16 protein-coding genes are annotated in these 17,016 nt (G+C 72.5%); 10 read left to right on the forward strand and 6 right to left on the reverse strand.

Annotated elements, in window-relative coordinates; genetic code table 11:
- Nucleotides 1-21 precede the first annotated feature (21 nt).
- Nucleotides 22-309: a hypothetical protein gene (locus tag EDF20_RS00765; protein ID WP_123545531.1), complete on the forward strand. Its 288-nt coding sequence runs from the start codon at nucleotides 22-24 to the stop codon at nucleotides 307-309.
- Nucleotides 306-1,202, forward strand: a complete 897-nt coding sequence (locus EDF20_RS00770; protein ID WP_123545533.1) for an NUDIX domain-containing protein — start codon at nucleotides 306-308, stop codon at nucleotides 1,200-1,202. Before EDF20_RS00765 ends, EDF20_RS00770 begins: the two co-directional genes overlap by 4 nt.
- A 55-nt stretch (nucleotides 1,203-1,257) precedes the next feature.
- On the opposite strand, the gene EDF20_RS00775 is transcribed toward EDF20_RS00770, so the two are convergent.
- Nucleotides 1,258-2,733: a trypsin-like peptidase domain-containing protein gene (locus EDF20_RS00775; protein ID WP_123545535.1), complete on the reverse strand. Its 1,476-nt coding sequence runs from the start codon at nucleotides 2,731-2,733 to the stop codon at nucleotides 1,258-1,260.
- A gap of 235 nt (nucleotides 2,734-2,968) precedes the next feature.
- Here EDF20_RS00775 and EDF20_RS00780 point away from each other — a divergent pair, with 235 nt between their 5' ends.
- From EDF20_RS00780 to EDF20_RS00790, 3 genes are all read left to right on the forward strand, one after another.
- On the forward strand, nucleotides 2,969-3,505 hold the full coding sequence (locus EDF20_RS00780; protein WP_123545537.1) for an FHA domain-containing protein: 537 nt from the start codon (nucleotides 2,969-2,971) through the stop codon (nucleotides 3,503-3,505).
- Nucleotides 3,505-4,203 (forward strand): MerR family transcriptional regulator, encoded by a 699-nt coding sequence (locus tag EDF20_RS00785; RefSeq protein ID WP_133737429.1) that lies wholly within the window; start codon nucleotides 3,505-3,507, stop codon nucleotides 4,201-4,203. Before EDF20_RS00780 ends, EDF20_RS00785 begins: the two co-directional genes overlap by 1 nt.
- 154 nt (nucleotides 4,204-4,357) lie before the next feature.
- Nucleotides 4,358-4,906: a MerR family transcriptional regulator gene (locus tag EDF20_RS00790; protein WP_123545541.1), complete on the forward strand. Its 549-nt coding sequence runs from the start codon at nucleotides 4,358-4,360 to the stop codon at nucleotides 4,904-4,906.
- Between the two features lie 218 nt (nucleotides 4,907-5,124).
- Here the strand turns inward: EDF20_RS00790 and EDF20_RS00795 are convergent, their stop codons facing one another.
- Nucleotides 5,125-5,937, reverse strand: a complete 813-nt coding sequence (locus EDF20_RS00795; RefSeq protein ID WP_123545543.1) for a ParA family protein — start codon at nucleotides 5,935-5,937, stop codon at nucleotides 5,125-5,127.
- A 131-nt stretch (nucleotides 5,938-6,068) separates the two neighbouring features.
- On the opposite strand from EDF20_RS00795, the gene def reads away from it, so the two are divergent.
- Nucleotides 6,069-6,566: a peptide deformylase gene (gene def, locus EDF20_RS00800; RefSeq protein ID WP_133737430.1), complete on the forward strand. Its 498-nt coding sequence runs from the start codon at nucleotides 6,069-6,071 to the stop codon at nucleotides 6,564-6,566.
- Between the two features lie 54 nt (nucleotides 6,567-6,620).
- Here def and EDF20_RS00805 read toward each other — a convergent pair whose 3' ends face one another.
- Nucleotides 6,621-8,474 carry an AMP-dependent synthetase/ligase gene (locus tag EDF20_RS00805; RefSeq protein ID WP_123545545.1) on the reverse strand — a complete coding sequence of 618 codons (1,854 nt, stop codon included), beginning with the start codon at nucleotides 8,472-8,474 and terminating at the stop codon, nucleotides 6,621-6,623.
- A gap of 121 nt (nucleotides 8,475-8,595) precedes the next feature.
- Between EDF20_RS00805 and EDF20_RS00810 the strand changes: the two genes are divergently transcribed.
- The 3 genes from EDF20_RS00810 to EDF20_RS00820 all read left to right on the forward strand — a co-directional run bounded on the left by EDF20_RS00810 (nucleotide 8,596) and on the right by EDF20_RS00820 (nucleotide 11,706).
- Nucleotides 8,596-9,546 (forward strand): ROK family glucokinase, encoded by a 951-nt coding sequence (locus EDF20_RS00810; RefSeq protein ID WP_133737431.1) that lies wholly within the window; start codon nucleotides 8,596-8,598, stop codon nucleotides 9,544-9,546.
- 30 nt (nucleotides 9,547-9,576) lie between these two features.
- Complete coding sequence (locus EDF20_RS00815; RefSeq protein ID WP_123545549.1) at nucleotides 9,577-10,266, forward strand: lysophospholipid acyltransferase family protein; 690 nt, start codon at nucleotides 9,577-9,579, stop codon at nucleotides 10,264-10,266.
- 111 nt (nucleotides 10,267-10,377) lie between these two features.
- Nucleotides 10,378-11,706 carry a 3-deoxy-7-phosphoheptulonate synthase class II gene (locus tag EDF20_RS00820; protein WP_123547185.1) on the forward strand — a complete coding sequence of 443 codons (1,329 nt, stop codon included), beginning with the start codon at nucleotides 10,378-10,380 and terminating at the stop codon, nucleotides 11,704-11,706.
- A gap of 106 nt (nucleotides 11,707-11,812) precedes the next feature.
- Here EDF20_RS00820 and pknB read toward each other — a convergent pair whose 3' ends face one another.
- The gene (gene pknB, locus EDF20_RS00825; RefSeq protein ID WP_133737432.1) at nucleotides 11,813-13,771 is read right to left on the reverse strand and encodes a Stk1 family PASTA domain-containing Ser/Thr kinase; all 1,959 of its coding nucleotides are present in this window, start codon (nucleotides 13,769-13,771) and stop codon (nucleotides 11,813-11,815) included.
- A gap of 102 nt (nucleotides 13,772-13,873) precedes the next feature.
- Nucleotides 13,874-15,253 carry a LysM peptidoglycan-binding domain-containing protein gene (locus tag EDF20_RS00830; protein ID WP_233568920.1) on the reverse strand — a complete coding sequence of 460 codons (1,380 nt, stop codon included), beginning with the start codon at nucleotides 15,251-15,253 and terminating at the stop codon, nucleotides 13,874-13,876.
- 235 nt (nucleotides 15,254-15,488) lie between these two features.
- Between EDF20_RS00830 and EDF20_RS00835 the strand changes: the two genes are divergently transcribed.
- A complete protein-coding gene (locus EDF20_RS00835) occupies nucleotides 15,489-15,845 on the forward strand; it encodes an Rv2175c family DNA-binding protein (protein WP_347876479.1) in 357 nt (118 codons plus the stop codon).
- A gap of 48 nt (nucleotides 15,846-15,893) precedes the next feature.
- Here the strand turns inward: EDF20_RS00835 and EDF20_RS00840 are convergent, their stop codons facing one another.
- Nucleotides 15,894-17,015, reverse strand: coding sequence for a polyprenyl synthetase family protein (locus tag EDF20_RS00840; protein WP_133737433.1), 1,122 nt, complete (start codon nucleotides 17,013-17,015; stop codon nucleotides 15,894-15,896).
- Nucleotide 17,016 lies beyond the last annotated feature (1 nt).

Genomic DNA, 17,016 nt, shown 5'->3' on the forward strand with positions numbered 1-17,016 from the left:
CCGACCCGAGGAGCACCAGCGATGACGCGCGACGCCGAACCCCGCCCCGCCTCCGACCGCCCGATCGCGGCGTTCCTGTCCGTCGCGGCGGGCGTCCTGGCCTTCGCGGTGCCCGTCCCGGCCCTCAACGTGGTCTTCTCCCTCGGCGCCCTCGTCTACGGCGTGCTCGGCCTCCGACGCAGTCGTGCGCTGCGCTCTCGCGGCCCGCTGCGCTCGGGGCTCGTCCTCGCGATCGTCGGCCTCGTGCTCGGCGCCCTGGCCGTGCTCGGCACCGTGGCGGGGCTCGTCGTCCTGTCGCAGCAGTCGTGACAGTCCACGGACCCGCCGACGGCTGGGTCGAGGGCCCGGACGGGCGTCGCTTCTGGGGCCGCGCGGGCGCCGCGGGCCTGCTGGCGGTCGACGCCGACGACCGCGTGCTGCTGCAGCACCGCGTCGAGTGGAGCCACTTCGGCGGCACCTGGGGCCTGCCGGGCGGTGCCCGCGACTTCGACGAGACGGCCGTGGCGGGAGCTCTCCGCGAGGCAGGCGAGGAGGCCGCCGTCCCCGCCGGCGCGCTCCGTCTGCGCTCCGAGTCGGTCCTCGACCTCGGCTTCTGGTCGTACACGACCGTCGTCGCGGCCGTCACGCGCGCCTTCGAGCCGGTCATCTCCGACGCCGAGAGCCTCGAGCTCCGCTGGGTGCCGAGGGCCGAGCTCGACGTCCTGCCGCTGCACCCGGGGCTGGCGGCGTCGTGGCCCGGCCTCCGCGCCCAGCTGGACGACGACGTGCACCTGGTCGTCGACGCGGCGAACGTGGTCGGGTCGCGGCCCGACGGCTGGTGGCGGGACCGCGCAGGAGGCGCCGCCCGCCTCCTCGGGTCCCTGGCCGACGCGCTCGCGGTCGGCCTCCCCGCCCGGCTCCTGTCGGACGCCCCGCCCGAGGGACCCGGCGCCGCGACGTCCTGGTGGCCGACGACGACGGTCGTGCTCGAGGGCGAGGCCCGGCGAGCCCCCGACGTCGACGGGCTCACGGTGCGACGCGCCCCGGGCGAGGGCGACGACGCGATCGTCGTCGAGGTCGAGCAGCGCGTGGCCGCTGCCGTCGGCGCCGGCGCGACGCCCCGGGTCGTCGTGGTGACGGCCGATCGTGGCCTTGCCGACCGTGTGCGGGCCGCGGGCGGCGCCGTCGTCGGTCCCCGGCGCCTCCTCGACCTGCTCGGCTGACGGCACGGAGGCCCTTCCTCCGGACCGGGAGGAAGGGCCTTCGCACGCGTGGGGGTCAGGCCGCGGGGCCCTCGCCGAGGGTCACCGTCGCGGTGTGGCTCGTGCCGGTCGCGTCGGTCCAGGTCAGCTGCACCTGGTCGCCGGCGTCGTGCGCCTGGACGGCCGCGGTCAGGGCCGAGGCGTCCGCCACGGCGGTGCCGTCGAGCGCGGTGACGGTGTCGCCCGCGACGAGGCCGGCCGACTCCGCGGCGCTGCCCTCGACGGTGCCGGCGATCGCGACGCCTGCCCCGGTGCCGGTCGCCGTGCTCGAGATCTGGGCACCGAGGAACGCGGGGAGCCCGATCTGGATCGTCGAGCTGCCCTGACCCGCGACGATCTGCTTCGCGATCGACAGCGCGTGCGAGATCGGGATGGCGTAGCCGGTGATCGGAGCGGCGCCCGAGGAGGCGGCGGTCACGATCCCGACGACCTCGCCGTCGGCGTCGCGCAGCGGCCCGCCGGAGTCGCCCGAGACGACGTCCGACTGCAGCTCGATCAGGCCCGACAGCGACTCCGTGCCGCTGCCCGTCTCGCTGGCGACGGAGATCGCCTGGTCGGTCGCGAGCACCGTGCCCTCGGCCGTCACCAGGTCCCCGGTGCCGCCGGCGTTGCCCGTCGAGTGCACGGCGTCGCCGGTGGCCACGTCGCCCGAGGCGTCGAAGTCCACGGGCGTCAGCCCGCTCGCGTCCTCGAGCTGCAGCACGGCGACGTCGTTCGTGGCGTCGGTGCCGACGACCTTCGCGGTGTAGGCCTGCCCGGTCGTCTCGTCGGTGACCTCGATGCTCGTCGCGCCCTGCACCACGTGGTTGTTCGTGAGCACCAGCCCGTCCGCCGTCATGACCATCCCGGTGCCGGCCGACTCGTGCGACGAGTCGTAGTCCAGGGTGCTGACGATCGTCACGACGCCCTTCGTCTCGTCCGCGGTCGCTGCCGTGGCGGACGACTCGGAGGCGCCCGTGCCGCCGGTGCTGCCCGTGCCGCCCTGCGCCTGGCCGGGGAGCAGCTGGCCCCCCGAGGACGACCCGTCCGAGCTGCCGAACGGCGAGCCCTGCGAGGGCAGCTGCTGGGGCGAGAGCTGGTAGGTCTGCTGGCGTGCCTCCGCGGCGGCGAGGCCGACGGAGTGGCCGAGCGACCAGGCGCCCACGCTCGCCCCGCCGACGCCGAGCACGAGGACGGCGGCGGCGCCGGTCACGAGGGCCCAGCGGGCGGGGCGGCGACGACGAGGGGGGCGGGGACCGAAGGCCGAGGGGAGGGAAGGGGCGGACGCGGCCGTGCCGCCCTGCGTCGCGGCCGGGTCCTCCGCGGCGGCGGACACGAAGCGTGCGTCCGAGGAGCCCGTCACGTGGGGGAGCGTGCGGGCCTCTGCCGGATCCCGGTCCGTCGAGCTCGGGGTCGGCGTCGCGCTCGGGGTCGGGCTGGGCGTCGGCGTCGGCGTCGTCGCGGGCGTCGGCTGGTCAGCGGTGCGGTCGGCGTCGCTCTCGCGGTCGTTCATGGGGTGCCTCCTGAGGCGGTGGTCGAGGTGATGAGGACCATGGAACGAGGTCCGCCGATCGATTCCCTATGAACCGCCGAGGAGGTGGTCGTGAGTTCTCGGAGGGACCGCCGACAGCCGCGGGCCGTGTCCTCCCTTCGGCGGACGATCGTCCGTCCCCGGGCGGCCCGCCCCGAAAAGCGTTGCCGTCCGGTGCCGCCGATCCGATACGCTGGTCACCCGAAGGAGGTCCACGATGGCAGAGCCCGTTCACCACGTGCCCGACGAGCACCGCCCCGACCAGGGCAGCCCCGGCGCACACACGGCGCACACCCCCGCGCAGGGCGTCCCCGGGTCCTCTCGCGAGGTCGACACCACCCTCAGCTTCAACGAGGAGTACCAGGCCCAGCTCGCTGCGCTCCAGGGCGGTGCCACGTCCGACGAGGGCGAGGCGGTCGCCGCGCTCCCGTCCGGTTCCGCCCTCCTCGTCGTCCGACGGGGCCCGAACATCGGCGCCCGGTTCCTCCTCGACTCCGACGTCACGGTGGCCGGCCGGCACCCCGACGCGGGCATCTTCCTCGACGACGTCACGGTCAGCCGCAAGCACGCCGAGTTCCGGCGGTCAGGCACGACCTTCACGGTCAACGACCTCGGGTCGCTCAACGGCACGTACTTCGACGGCGTCCGCATCGACGAGGCCCTGCTCAGCGACGGCGCCGAGGTGCAGGTCGGCAAGTTCCGCCTCACCTTCTACGCGTCGCGCGTCGACCTGGCCACCCTGGCCCTCCAGTAGTGCCCGGCTCCGCCGCCGCCCGGTCGTCGCCGACCGGGTCGGCCGACCTGTTGACGATCGGGCAGGTCCTGGCGCGTCTCAAGCCCGAGTTCCCCGACCTGAGCAACAGCAAGCTGCGCTTCCTCGAAGAACGTCAGCTGGTCACGCCCGTGCGCACCGCGTCGGGCTACCGGAAGTTCTCGTCCGCCGACGTCGAGCGCCTGCGCTTCATCCTCGGCCTTCAGCGCGACCACTACCTGCCCCTCAAGGTCATCCGTCAGCACCTCGACGACCTCGACGCCGGACGGCCGTCCACCCTCCCGACCGGTTCGGCTCCGGTGTCGATGCTCTCGACCGTGCGCCGGTTCTCCCGTGCCGACCTGCTCCGCGAGACGGGCGCCTCCTCGGCCCTGCTCGACGACGCGATCGCGTCGTCGCTGATCTCGCCGTCCGAGACCTACGGCGACGAGCCCCTGGCCGTGCTGGCCGCCCTGGTCGAGCTCGGCCGCTCGGGCATCGAGCCCCGTCACCTGCGCAGCTTCCGAGCGGCCGCCGAGCGCGAGCTCAGCCTCATCGAGAGCGCGCTCGCCTCGGTCGCGCGTCGTCGTGACCCGGCCGGTCGGGCACGGGTCGCCGAGCTCTCGCGAGAGCTGGCCGGGCAGCTCGAGGTCGTCCGCACCTCGCTCATCCGCTCGGCCCTCGACCGCCTCGACACGTAGACGGCGGGGCCGGCGACGAATATCCTCGACACGCCGACTCCTCGACGCGGATGTCGCCTCGACGAGACCTCGATGTGGGTACCGTGGGACCAGGTCGAACCATCAACCCGGTGTTGAATGTTTCGGGTCAGATCGCGACGTGGAAGGCAACTGCATGAACGAGTCAGGTTCCCCTGAGGGATCCCGCTACGAGCGGGGCCTGCTCTTCACGGACGGCATGCCCGAGCTCGACGCCGACAGCGGCTACCGAGGCACCGTCGCCGCCCGCGCCGCTGGCATCAGCTACCGCCAGCTCGACTACTGGGCCCGGACCGGCCTCGTCGAGCCCACCATCCGCAGCGCCGCCGGCTCGGGCTCGCAGCGGCTCTACGGCTTCCGCGACATCCTCGTGCTCAAGCTCGTGAAGCGGCTGCTCGACACCGGCATCTCCCTCCAGCAGATCCGCACGGCCGTGAACCAGCTGAGGGAGGCGGGGGTCAGCGACCTGGCACAGACCACGCTCATGAGCGACGGCGCCAGCGTCTACCTCTGCACGTCCGACGACGAGGTCATCGACCTCGTGAGCCGCGGTCAGGGCGTCTTCGGCATCGCCGTCGGCAAGGTCCTCCGCGAGGTCGAGACGAGCCTCGTCGAGCTCGACAGCACCCCTGCGGCCGATCCCTCCGACGAGCTGGCGGCCCGCCGAGGCGACCGCGCCAGCTGACCCGCCACGGTCAGCCTCCACGGGAGCGCGGTCCGCGCGACTCGGGAGGCACCCCCGCGTGAACGACACAGCGCCCGAGGGCACCCGCATCCTGTGATCCGCCTGCGGGCCCATCCTGACCGCGGCAGCGGTGCACGTGGCTACGGGACCGGCAGACACGCGTCAGGAGCGCACGCCAGCGGGCGTGCGTCAGCTGGCGTGTGGAGGGGGGACTGACCTCAGCGCGCGGCAGGTTCGGCGTAGTCGCCGATCTTCGCGGTGCGCATGATGCGCTCGAGCAGCTGGTCGAAGTTGCGCGCCATCTCCTGTGCGCTCTCGCCCGGCCACACGTGCAGGGGCTTCGCGGCGCCCTGCGCCTGCTGCAGCGACGTGCGCTCGGGCAGCTGCGGGCTCAGCACGAGGGGCCCGAACATGTCCCGGAGCTCCTTGATGCGGAACTGGTGCTCGATCGACTGGACGCGGGCACGGTTGACGATGATGCCCAGCGGCTGCAGCCGAGGGGAGAGGCCGCGGCGGATCTCCTCGATCGCCCGCAGGGCTCGGTCCGCCGCGGCGACGCTGAAGAGACCGGGCTCGGTGACCACGGTGACGCGGTCGGAGGCGGCCCAGGCGGTGCGCGTCAGGGCGTTCAGGGACGGGGCGCAGTCGATGAGGACGAGGTCGTAGTCGGCCTCGACGTTGGCGAGCGCCTCCTCGAGCTTCCAGATGTCGCGGATCGACGGGTGCGGGCCGTCGAAGTTGATGGCCGAGGGGCTGCCGATCATGACGTCGATCTTTCCCGTGCGTCCCTTGGTCCAGCCGCTGGGGGCGATCGCGGCCCGGACCGTCTTCTCCTTCGGCGACGCCAGGACGTCGGCGACGTTGAGGTGCCCCGCGACGGTGATGTCGAGGCCGGTCGAGACGTCGGACTGCGGGTCGAGGTCGACCACCAGGGTCCTGAGGCCCTTGGCGAAGGCCGCCGACGTGAGTCCGAGCGTCACGGTCGTCTTGCCGACGCCGCCTTTGAGAGAACTGACGCTGAGTACATGCACGACGACGACGATACCGTCACTATTCTTGAAGCACCTGCACGCCACGTCGCCCGACGGGCGATCCCGGCAGGCTCCCTCGTCTCCGGTGGCTCCGAGCCCCGTCCCCGTTCCTTCCCCAGGAGGTGCTCGTCGTGAGCGTCCGCCCCATCCGACTCTTCGGCGACCCGGTTCTCCGGTCGCCCTCCGACCCCGTCCGCGTGGGCGACGCCCGACTGGCTTCGCTCGTCGACGACCTCCTCGACACCGTGCGCGAGCCCGGTCGCGCTGGCGTGGCCGCTCCCCAGATCGGTGTCGGCCTGAGGGCCTTCAGCTACAACGTCGACGGCGAGGTCGGCTACGTCCTGAACCCCGAGATCACCGAGCTCTCGGGCGAGAAGGAGCTGGTGGAGGAGGGCTGCCTCTCCGTGCCGGGCTTCTGGTTCCCGACCCCGCGATGGTCCCGGGCCCGCGTCGAGGGCATCGACCTCGACGGCGAGCCGGTCGTGCTCGAGGGGGACGGGCTCATGGCGCAGGCGCTCCAGCACGAGACGGACCACCTCGCCGGCACCCTCTACGTCATGACCCTCGAGACCGAGACCCGCCGCGACGCCCTGCGGCAGATCCGGGCCAGCGACTGGTGGCGGGCCTGACCGGACCTCGACCGGCGGCGCCCTGGGCGCCGCCGGTACCGGGGCCGGGCACGGTCAGGCGGTCGGCCCCGGCTTGTCCGCGGACGAGACGGTCCTGACCGACTCCGTGTTGGGGTAGACGGAATAGAGGTCGGCGATCTGTCCGGCGAAGTCCTCGACGACGACGGCGCGCTTGACGCTCATCTTCGGCGTCAGGTGCCCGCTGGCCTCGGTCAGCTCGATCGGCAGCACGACGAACTTGCGGATCGACTCCGCCCGGGAGACCGCCTCGTTCGCGAGGTCGACCGCCCTCTGCACCTCGGCCAGCACGGCGGGGTGCTCGGCAGCCTCCGCGAGCGGCATGTCCGCGGCCTCGCCCGCGTTGTTGAGCCAGACCGGCAGCATCTCGGTGTCGAGGGTGACGAGCGCCGAGATGAACGGACGCTGGTCGCCCACCACGACGACCTGGGCGACGAGGGGGTTCGCGCGGATCGGGTCCTCGAGCACGGCGGGGGCGACGTTCTTGCCCCCGGCGGTGACGATGATCTCCTTCTTCCGACCCGTGATGGTGAGGTAGCCGTCGGAGTCGAGGCTGCCGAGGTCGCCGGTGCGGAACCAGCCGTCCTGCATGACCGCGGCCGTCTCCTCCTCGTTCCTCCAGTAGCCCGCGAAGACGTTCTCGCCCTTGACCAGCACCTCGCCGTCGTCGTCGATCCGCAGCGAGACGCCCGGGAGCGCCGGCCCGACGGTGCCGATCTTGAACCGCGACACGAGGTTCACCGAGGCCGGCGCCGTGGTCTCGGTCAGGCCGTAGCCCTCGAGGATGCGGATGTCGAGGCTGCGGAAGAAATGGCCGAGGCGGGTGCCGAGCGGGGCCGAGCCCGAGACGGCGTAGCGGATGTTCCCGCCCATCGCCTTCTTCAGCTTGCGGTACACGAGCCGGTCGAAGAGGGCGAAGCGCAGGCGCAGGCCGACGGGCACCGTCCCCTCGTCGAGGGCCTTGGAGTGCGCGATGGCCACCGCGACGGCCTGACGGAAGATGCCGCCCTTGCCCGAGGCCTCGGCCTTCTGCTCAGCGGAGTTGTAGACCTTCTCGAACACCCGCGGCACCGCGAGCAGGAACGAGGGGCGGAAGGAGGCGAGCGACGGCAGGAGCTGCTTGGTGTCGGCCTGGTGGCCCACCTTGACCCCCGCGTGCACCGACATCACCGCGATGAAACGGGCGAAGACGTGGGCCGTCGTGATGAACAGCAGGGTCGACGAGCCCGGCGCCACGACGTCGCCCATGGCCACCGCGGCGTTGCGGCTGGTCTCGACGAAGTTGGCGTGCGTCAGCATGCAGCCCTTGGGGCGGCCCGTGGTGCCCGACGTGTAGATGATGGTGGCGAGGTCGTCCCCGTTCGCCAGCGTGCGGCGGCGCTCGAGCTCGTCGTCCGACACGCCCCGCCCGGAGCGCGCCAGCTTCTCGAGGTCGCCGAGGTCGATCTGCCAGACGTGGGCGACGTCCGGCAGCTCGGGGTGCACCTCGTCGAACCGTGCGAAGTGGTCCGGCGTCTCGACGATCACGGCCACGGCGCCTGAGTCGCTGAGGTTCCAGTGCACCTGGCTCGGCGACGACGTCTCGTAGACGGGCACGAGCAGCGCGCCGGCGAACCAGACCGCGAAGTCGACGAGCGTCCACTCGTAGCGGGTGCGGCTCATCAGGCCCACCACGTCGCCGGGCTGGATGCCGGCGGCGATGAGGCCCTTGGCGACCTCGCGCACCCGGGCGGCGAACTCGGCGGCGGTGACGTCGGTCCAGCCTCCCGTGCCGTCGGGCACGGAGAACAACGGCTCGTTCGGCGTCGTCGCCGCCCGCTCCACGAGCAGGTCTGTCGCGTTGGCGGTCGGGTCGGCAGGGACCACGAGGGGGACGGTGTGTTCGTTCACGGCAGCTCCTTCGGCACCGGCAGGGTCCGACGAGCTTAGCGGGGGCCCCTGCGTCCGTCCCGGGACGACCTGCGGGCGTCGTGGAACGACAGGAGACGGCCCGAGGATAGACTCGTCGCTCGTGCAGGCAATAGGCATTGACATCGGCGGGACGAAGATCGCAGGCGGGGTCGTCACCGAGCTGGGCGAGATCGTCGCCGAAGAGCGAGTCCCGACCCCCGCCGGCGACGCCGGCGCGATCGTCGACGCCGTCGTCGCGATGGTGAAGGGCCTCCAGGCGCGGCATCCCGACGTCGTGGCGGCAGGGGTCGCGGCCCCCGGCTTCATCGACGCCTCGCAGTCGGTCGTGTACTACACGCCGAACATCCCGTGGCGGAACGAGCCGCTCAGGGCACGGCTGTCCGAGCAGCTCGACCTGCACATCACGATCGACAACGACGCGAACGCCGCGGGCTGGGCCGAGTTCCGGTTCGGCGCCGGCCGCCTCGCGAGCGACATGACCATGCTCACCATCGGCACGGGCGTCGGCGGCGCCGTCGTCGCCCAGGACCGCCTGCTCCGCGGCGGCTTCGGCACCGGCGGCGAGCTCGGCCACATGCGCATAGTCCCCGGCGGCCTGCCCTGTGGCTGCGGTGCCCGCGGCTGCATCGAGCAGTACGGCTCGGGACGTGCCCTGCTGCGCATGGCGGGCGAGGTGGCCGACCTCGGCGGCGTCGGGTCGGCGCTGGCGGCGGTGCGTGCCGAGAAGGGCGAGCTCACGGGACACGACGTGGCCGCGCTGATGCAGGCGGGCGACGCCGGTGCCCTCGAGGCGCTCCGTCAGCTGGGCACCTGGCTCGGCCAGGCCGCGGCCTCGCTCGCCGCCATCCTCGACCCGCAGGTCTTCGTCTTCGGCGGGGGAGTCGCGCAGTCGGGCGAGCTCCTCCTCGCCCCCGTCCGCAAGGCGTTCCACGAGCACCTGCCGGCCCGCGGGTTCCACCCGGAGCCCGACTTCGTCATAGCCGAGTTGGTCAACGACGCCGGCGTCGTCGGCGCCGCCGACCTCGCCCGGCTGCACGCGTCCACTCGCTAGACTCCGACCGCCGACGAGGGAGGGGCCCCGATGCTCTACTGGTTCTTGAAGACGATGGTGGCGAGCCCCCTCATGCTCACGGTGTTCCGTCCGTGGGTCCGCGGGCTCGAGAACGTCCCGGCGTCCGGGGCCGTCATCTTCGCCAGCAACCACCTGTCGTTCGTCGACTCGATCTTCCTGCCGCTCGCGCTCGAGCGCCGCATCTCGTTCCTGGCCAAGAGCGACTACTTCACGGGGTCGGGCCTCAAGGGCTGGGCCATGCGCCTCTTCTTCACCGCCACCGGTCAGCTGTCCATCGACCGATCGGGCGGCAAGGCCTCGGAGGCGTCGCTCGCGACGGGCCTGTCGGTCCTGGGCCGCGGTGAGCAGCTCGGCATCTACCCCGAGGGCACCCGCAGCCCCGACGGCAAGCTCTACCGCGGCCGCACGGGCGTCGCGCGCATGATCCTCGAGGGGCACGTCCCCGTCGTGCCGGTCGCCATGATCGACACCGAGAAGGTCATGAAGACCGGCACGAAGATCCCGAAGATCCGCCGGGTCGGCATCGTCTTCGGCGAGCCCCTCGACTTCAGCCGGTTCGAGGGGATGGAGGGCGACCGGTTCATCCTCCGGTCCATCACCGACGAGATCATGTACGAGCTCGGCGCCCTGAGCGGCCAGGAGTACGCCGACGTCTACGCCTCGTCGGTCAAGGAGAAGCGCGTCGCCTCCGCGCGGTAGGCTCGACCGCCGGGATCGATCGGTCCCTGGCCCGTCCTAGCTGCAAGGAAGACCGTGGTCCCCATCGCCGAACCGTCCGCGGGCGTCGTCACCGACGCCTCCACCACCGACGTGATCGACGGACTCGACTACTGGCGCACGCTCCCGATCAAGCAGCAGCCCGCGTGGCCCGATCCCTCCGCGGTCCAGGCCGCGTCGGCCGAGATCGCCGCGCTGCCGCCCCTCGTCTTCGCGGGCGAGGTCGACACCCTCCGCGAGCGGCTGGCCGCGGCGGCCCGCGGCGACGCGTTCCTGCTGCAGGGCGGCGACTGTGCCGAGACGTTCGCCGGCGCCACCGCCGACCAGATCCGCGACCGCGTCAAGACCATCCTGCAGATGGCCGTGGTGCTCACGTACGGCGCCTCCGTGCCGGTCATCAAGATGGGCCGCATGGCGGGCCAGTTCGCCAAGCCCCGCTCGAGCGACTCCGAGACCCGTGACGGCGTGACCCTCCCCGCCTACCGGGGCGACATCGTCAACGGCTACGACTTCACGCCCGAGTCCCGACGGGCCGACCCTGCCCGGCTCGTGAAGGGGTACCACACCTCCGCGTCGACGATCAACCTGATCCGCGCGTTCACGCAGGGCGGCTTCGCCGACCTCCGCCAGGTGCACAGCTGGAACCGCGGCTTCGCCTCGAACCCGGCCAACGCCGCCTACGAGCACCTCGCGAAGGAGATCGACAAGGCCATCCGCTTCATGGAGGCGGCCGGCGCGGACTTCGACGAGCTCAAGCGCGTCGAGTTCTACACCAGCCACGAGGGCCTGCTGATGGACTACGAGCGGCCGATGACGCGGATCGACTCGCGCACGGGCGACCCCTACGTCCTGTCGTCGCACTTCGTCTGGATCGGGGAGCGCACCCGTGACCTCGACGGCGCCCACGTCGACTTCCTCTCGCGGGTCCGCAACCCCATCGGCGTCAAGCTCGGCCCGTCGACCACGCCGGACGACATGCTCCGCCTCATCGACGTGCTCGACCCCGACCGCGAGCCCGGCCGTCTGACGTTCATCACGCGCATGGGCGCCGGCAAGATCCGCGAGTCGTTGCCGCCTCTGCTCGAGGCCATCAAGGGCGCCGACGCGACTCCGCTCTGGGTCAGCGACCCGATGCACGGCAACGGCCTCACGACGCCGACGGGCTACAAGACCCGCCGCTTCGAGGAGATCATGGACGAGGTCAAGGGCTTCTTCGAGGCGCACCGCGCCGCGGGCACCCACCCCGGCGGCATCCACATCGAGCTGACCGGCGACGACGTGACCGAGTGCCTGGGCGGCTCCGAGCACATCGACGAGGCCACGCTCGCGACGCGGTACGAGTCGCTCTGCGACCCGCGGCTGAACCACATGCAGTCGCTCGAGCTCGCGTTCCTCGTCGCGGAGGAACTGGCGGCGAACTAGGCCGCGCCTCCTCGTCTCGCCGAACGGCCACGTCGCCGGGCCCGCCTCCCACAGGAGGCGGGCCCGTCGTCGTGACGGGGCGCGGCCCAGGGCGGGCGCGCGGTGGTCACTCGACGCGGTAGGAGAGCCTGACCGTCGATCCCCGGGGCGCGGTGGCTCCCGGGACGGGGTCCGTCGAGACGACGGTGAGGCTCGCCTCCCAGTCGAAGAACGCGCAGGTGAAGTTCGTGCACCGGTCGTAGCTGACCCGCAGGCCGAGGGCCTGCAGCTGGGCCGTGGCCTGGTCGATGGTCTTGCCGGTGACGTCGGGCACGGTGACGGGCGGAGGCCCCCCCGAGACGACGAGGTCGAGGGAGGCGCCGGGCCGGATCGGGCCGTCCTGCTGCTGGTCGGCACGGATCACGGCGCCCTCGTCGACGTCGTCGCTGAACTCCGTTCCGGCCTCGACGCCCGTGAGGCCCACGTCCTGGAGCGTCGCCTGGGCGTCCTCGACCGACTGGCCGACCACGTCCGGGACGGGGCCGAGGGAGACGGTCAGCGTGACGGGCTGCTGCTCGCCGTACTGGGCCGCGCCGGCCAGGTCGACGGCCGTGCCCGCGGAGTCGACCCCCGAGACGGCGAGCACGGTGCCGGGGTCGGCGGCGTCGAACTGCGTCGTGCTGTCCTGGACGGCGAAGGACGACAAGGAGGCGCGGGCCGAGTCCTCGGTCTGTCCCACGACGGCGGGCAGGTCGAGCGGCTGCGGACCCTGCGAGACGACCAGCGTGACGGTCGAGCCCTTCTGGAGGCGTGAGGACGGACCGGGGTCCGTCCCGATCACCTGTCCGGTGGGCACCTCGACCGAGAAGTCGGCTGCGTTCTGCTCGGCGACGACGAACTCGGCCGCCTCGAGGACGGACGAGGCGGCGGCGGGGTCTTGGCCGGCCACGTCGGGGACGGCCACCTGGCTGCCCGGGCCCGCGCCGAACCACCAGCCCGCGCCGCCGCCGACCACGGCGAGCACGAGGACGAGAGCGATCCACACGAAGCCCCGTCGCCGTCGTCTCCGGGCCACGTCGCTGAGCTCGGCGACCGTGTCGACGGCCGCCGGTCCTACCGGTCCGGTCCGGTGGCGTGCCTTGGGGAGCGCCTGCGTCTCGCCGGTGCCGCCTCGCGGGAGGACCATCGTCGCGGAGGCCGGGGGGAGGACCATGGTGCGGCCGAGGGGAGCGCCGGACGGGTCGGCGAGGACGCGCTGGACGTCGATGAGCTGGTCGAGCATCGCCCGGGCGTCGCGGGGGCGGTGCTCCGGGTCGCGTGCCGTGGCCCACAGGACGAGCTCGTCGAGCTCGGCGGGGACCGACGGATTCGCCGAGCTGGGCGCGGGGACCGTGTCGTTCGCGTGCTGGTACGCGATCTGCATCGGCTGCTCGCCCTTGTAGGGCTGCTCGCCGGTGAGCATCTCGTAGAGCATGATGCCGAGCGCGTAGATGTCGCTGCGGGTGTCGGCCACGCCACGGGTGACGAGCTCGGGGGAGAGGTAGGCGATCGTGCCGAGCAGGGCAGCGCCGGTCGCGGTGTTCGCGGTCGCGGCGCGGGCGAGGCCGAAGTCGCCGATCTTGATCCGGCCGTCGTCGGCGAGCAGGACGTTCTCGGGCTTGAGGTCGCGGTGGACGATGCCGGCGCGGTGGGCGGCGGCGAGGCCGGCGAGCACCGCCTCCAGGATGTCCATGGCCTGCTCGCTCGTGAGGACCTTGTGGTCCTGCAGCAGCTCGCGCAGCGTGATGCCGGGCAGGTACTCCATGACGAGGTAGGCGCTGTCGTCGTCCTGGCCCTGGTCGAAGACGTTGACGACGTTGGGGTGGGCGAGCCTCGCTGCCGAGCGCGCCTCCTGGATGAAGCGCTCCTTGAAGGAGGCGTCGTCCGCCAGGTGGCCGTGCATGATCTTGATCGCGACCCGGCGTTCGAGCCGGAGGTCGGTGGCCAGGTACACGGTGGCCATGCCGCCCCGGGCGATGCGCGAGCGGACCTGGTACCGGTCGTCGATGAGCCGGCCGATCATCGGGTCAGTCTGGTTCGCGCTCATCGAGGCGATCTTACGAGTCGGCGCGCCGGTGGCCGACGCGGCTCACCGGCGAGTGTCGAACGAGGGTGCCGCCGACGTCGCCGCGGTGGTGGCACGGACGGCTCAGCCCAGGGTGCTGAGCCACGTGCGTGCCGGTGCCTCCCACTTGGCGTAGGCCGTGGGGTGGGCCGAGAGCTGGACCGCCTGGGCGGCGTCCGTCAGCGACATCGAGGACCAGCCCCGGACGTCGAGCAGGCCGCGGGTCTTGCCGACGTTCGGGTTCGTCCGTCCCCCGAAGAAGAGCTTCGTCGCGTGCGCGGCGTCCGTGAGCTGCGCGGGGGTGCCCCAGCCCGTGCTCGGGCGCTGCTGGAACAGGCCGAGCGAGTCGCGGTCGCCGTGGTGGATGTTCCTCAGGCTCGACTCCTGTGCCGCCGCGGCCAGGGCCACGACGATGGCCTGGTCTCCCACGCCCAGCTCGCGCCCGACGCGGATGATCACGCGAGCGTTCTCCTGCTGCTCGGCGGTGAGCGTGGTGCCCGTCGTCAGCGGGGCCACGGAGGTGGTGGCCGCGACCGTCGTGGGCGCGGCGGCAGGCGACGAGGCGCCGGGGACGACGAGGGTGCGCCCCGCGTAGATCGTGCTCGTCATGCTCAGCCCGTTGGCCGCGAGGAGCGCCTGGACCGTCGTGCCGGTCTGCCTCGCGATGGAGGCGATGGTCTCGCCGCTCCTGATGACGTGGCCGGCGGTCGCCGCGGGGGTCGGCGCGGCGGCCCTCTGCGAGGCCGGCGCCGCGGCCTGGGATGCCCCGCCGGGCAGGGAGAGCACCTGGCCCGGGTAGATGATGCTCGACCAGCTGAGGCCGTTCGCCCCGAGCAGGGAGGCGGTGCTCACCCCGTGCGCGCCGGCGATCGAGCTGAGCGTGTCGCCGCGCGCGATGGTGTAGCTGCCGGCCGCGGCGGCCCGGGGCGCGCTGGTCGGCGCGGCGGGAGCGGGCGAGGACGCGACGAGGCTGAGCGTCTGGCCGGGGAAGATGGTCGACTTCCAGCTGAGCCCGTTGAGCGCGAGCACGGAGGCGGTGCTGAGCCCGAATGACGCGGCGATGCTGGCGACCGTGTCGCCCGAGGCGACGGTGTAGGTCGACGGGGCCAGGACCGTGCTCGACGCTGCGGCGACGTCGACCGTCGCGGCAGTCGACTCCGGGGCCGGAGCGGCTGCCGTCGGCGGCAGCGCGATCGGGCGCGGGGCGGCGTGCGGCTTCTTCGTGGGCTGCTGGTCGTGGGCGACCGACGCGACGGGGCCGGTCATGCCGAGGCTGAGCGCCATCGAGCCGACGAGCATGATGGGCACCGTCTGGAGCATGGAACGAGCGGCACGTGAACGAGCCCCCCGTCCGTCGGCGTCGAGGGCCCCGCGGCCGAAGGCGGCACCGGGCAGCCGTGTGGCGCGGGGTGCGTCGGGGGTCCCGTCGAGGTCGAGGGCGCGGTCCGAGCTGCTGTCGTTCATGGAGGTGATCCTCGGGTCGTGGCGTCCGACACGTCGACAACCTGATCCGCGACGGCGTGTCTCGTGGTGCCAAGTTGGCACAGGTGGAGACCCGTGTCAATCACAGTGGCCAGTGCTACGAGTGAGGTCCATGTGGTTGCTGTGACACGCGGGGCTCTTGTGGCTCGTGTGACGAGAGTGACGCGGGCAACGAGGCAGGACACGGATCGGCGTTCGGCCGTGGCAAGGTGGACCCGTGACCGATCTCTCTCAGCAGCCCTGGTTCGACGACACCGAGTGGTTGGCGGTGCCCGACCTCGTCGAGATGCTCGGCCTCAGCGTCAGCCGTGTCCACCGGCTCTTCGAGGACCACGTCCTGATCTCCACGCGGGTGGACGGCGTCGTCGTCACCCCGGCGGTGTTCCTGGTCGACGGCGAGCCCATGCACGAGCTCCGGGGCACCGCCACCGTCCTCTCGGACAACGGGTTCACCGACGACGAGGCGCTCGACTGGATGCTCTCGGTCGAGGACAGCCTCGGCGTCTCTCCGGTCGAGGCTCTGCGCGCGGGGCGCAAGGCCGAGGTCCGTCGGGTGGCGCAGAGCCTCCTCTGAGCCGACTCCCGTCAGTTCGGGGGCAGCCGGAGGACGGTGGCCCCGGGGCTAGTAGGTGCGCTTCGTCACCGTGTCGGCGAGCCGCGTGAGCTGGGCCCGGGCCGAGGGTGCGAGATCCGCCCCGTCGAGGGCGGTCACGGCGCGCTCGACCTGGTCGGTGATCGACTGCTCGACCGCTTCCACGGCCCCCGACTCCCTCAGCGTCGCCTGCAGCACGCCGATCTGGTCGTCGTCGAGGTCGGGATCGCCCAGCAGCTCGTCGAGCAGGCGGACGGAGCTCGGCGGCAGCGCCCGGCGGGCCGTCGCCACGAGGACGGTGCGCTTGCCCTCGCGGAGGTCGTCGCCGGCGGGCTTGCCGGTCACCTCGGGGTCGCCGAAGACGCCCAGCAGGTCGTCGCGGAGCTGGTAGGCGATGCCGAGGGGGAGCCCGAAGCGCCGCAGCGACTCGAGCTCGGACTCGGAGCCGCCGGCCATGGCCGCCCCGATGGTGAGCGGTGCCTCGACGCTGTACTTCGCGGACTTGTAGACGATGACCCTCTGGGCCCGGGGCAGCAGGTCGACGTCGGGCACGCTGCGCCAGGCGTTCTCCTCGAGGATGTCGAGGTACTGGCCCACGGTGACCTCGGTGCGCATGCGGTTGAACTCGCGCCGAGCCGAGAGGGCGGCGCCCCGGGACTCGAGGGCGTCGAGGGCCTCGCTGATCTGCTCGTCGCTCCACGCGAGGAGGAGGTCGCCCATGAGCAAGGCCGCCGACGTGCCGAAGCCGGACGCGGAGCCGAGCCACCCGCCCTCGCGGTGCAGGGCCTCGAACCGGCGGTGCGCGGCGGGACGCCCGCGACGGGTGTCGGAGTTGTCCATGATGTCGTCGTGCACGAGCGCGGCCGCGTGGAAGAACTCGAGCCCGACGGAGGCGGTCATCACGGCGTCGAGGGAGCGCTGGTCGACGGTCGTCCCGAGCGGGTCGAACCCGGCGTCACGGCCGGCGACGGACTGCCAGCCCCAGTAGCAGAACAGGGCCCGGAAGCGCTTGCCGCCGCGGAGCAGGTCGCTGGAGAAACCGGCGAAGGGGGAGAGGTCGTCGGCGATGCCCCGGAGGGCCGGTCGGCGGTCGTCGAGGAACCGATCGATGCGCTCTTGAACGACGTCCACTAACCGCGTACTCTCAGCCACG

Origin of the sequence: Frigoribacterium sp. PhB116, from assembly GCF_004364285.1 — a bacterium.
Classification (GTDB): domain Bacteria; phylum Actinomycetota; class Actinomycetes; order Actinomycetales; family Microbacteriaceae; genus Frigoribacterium.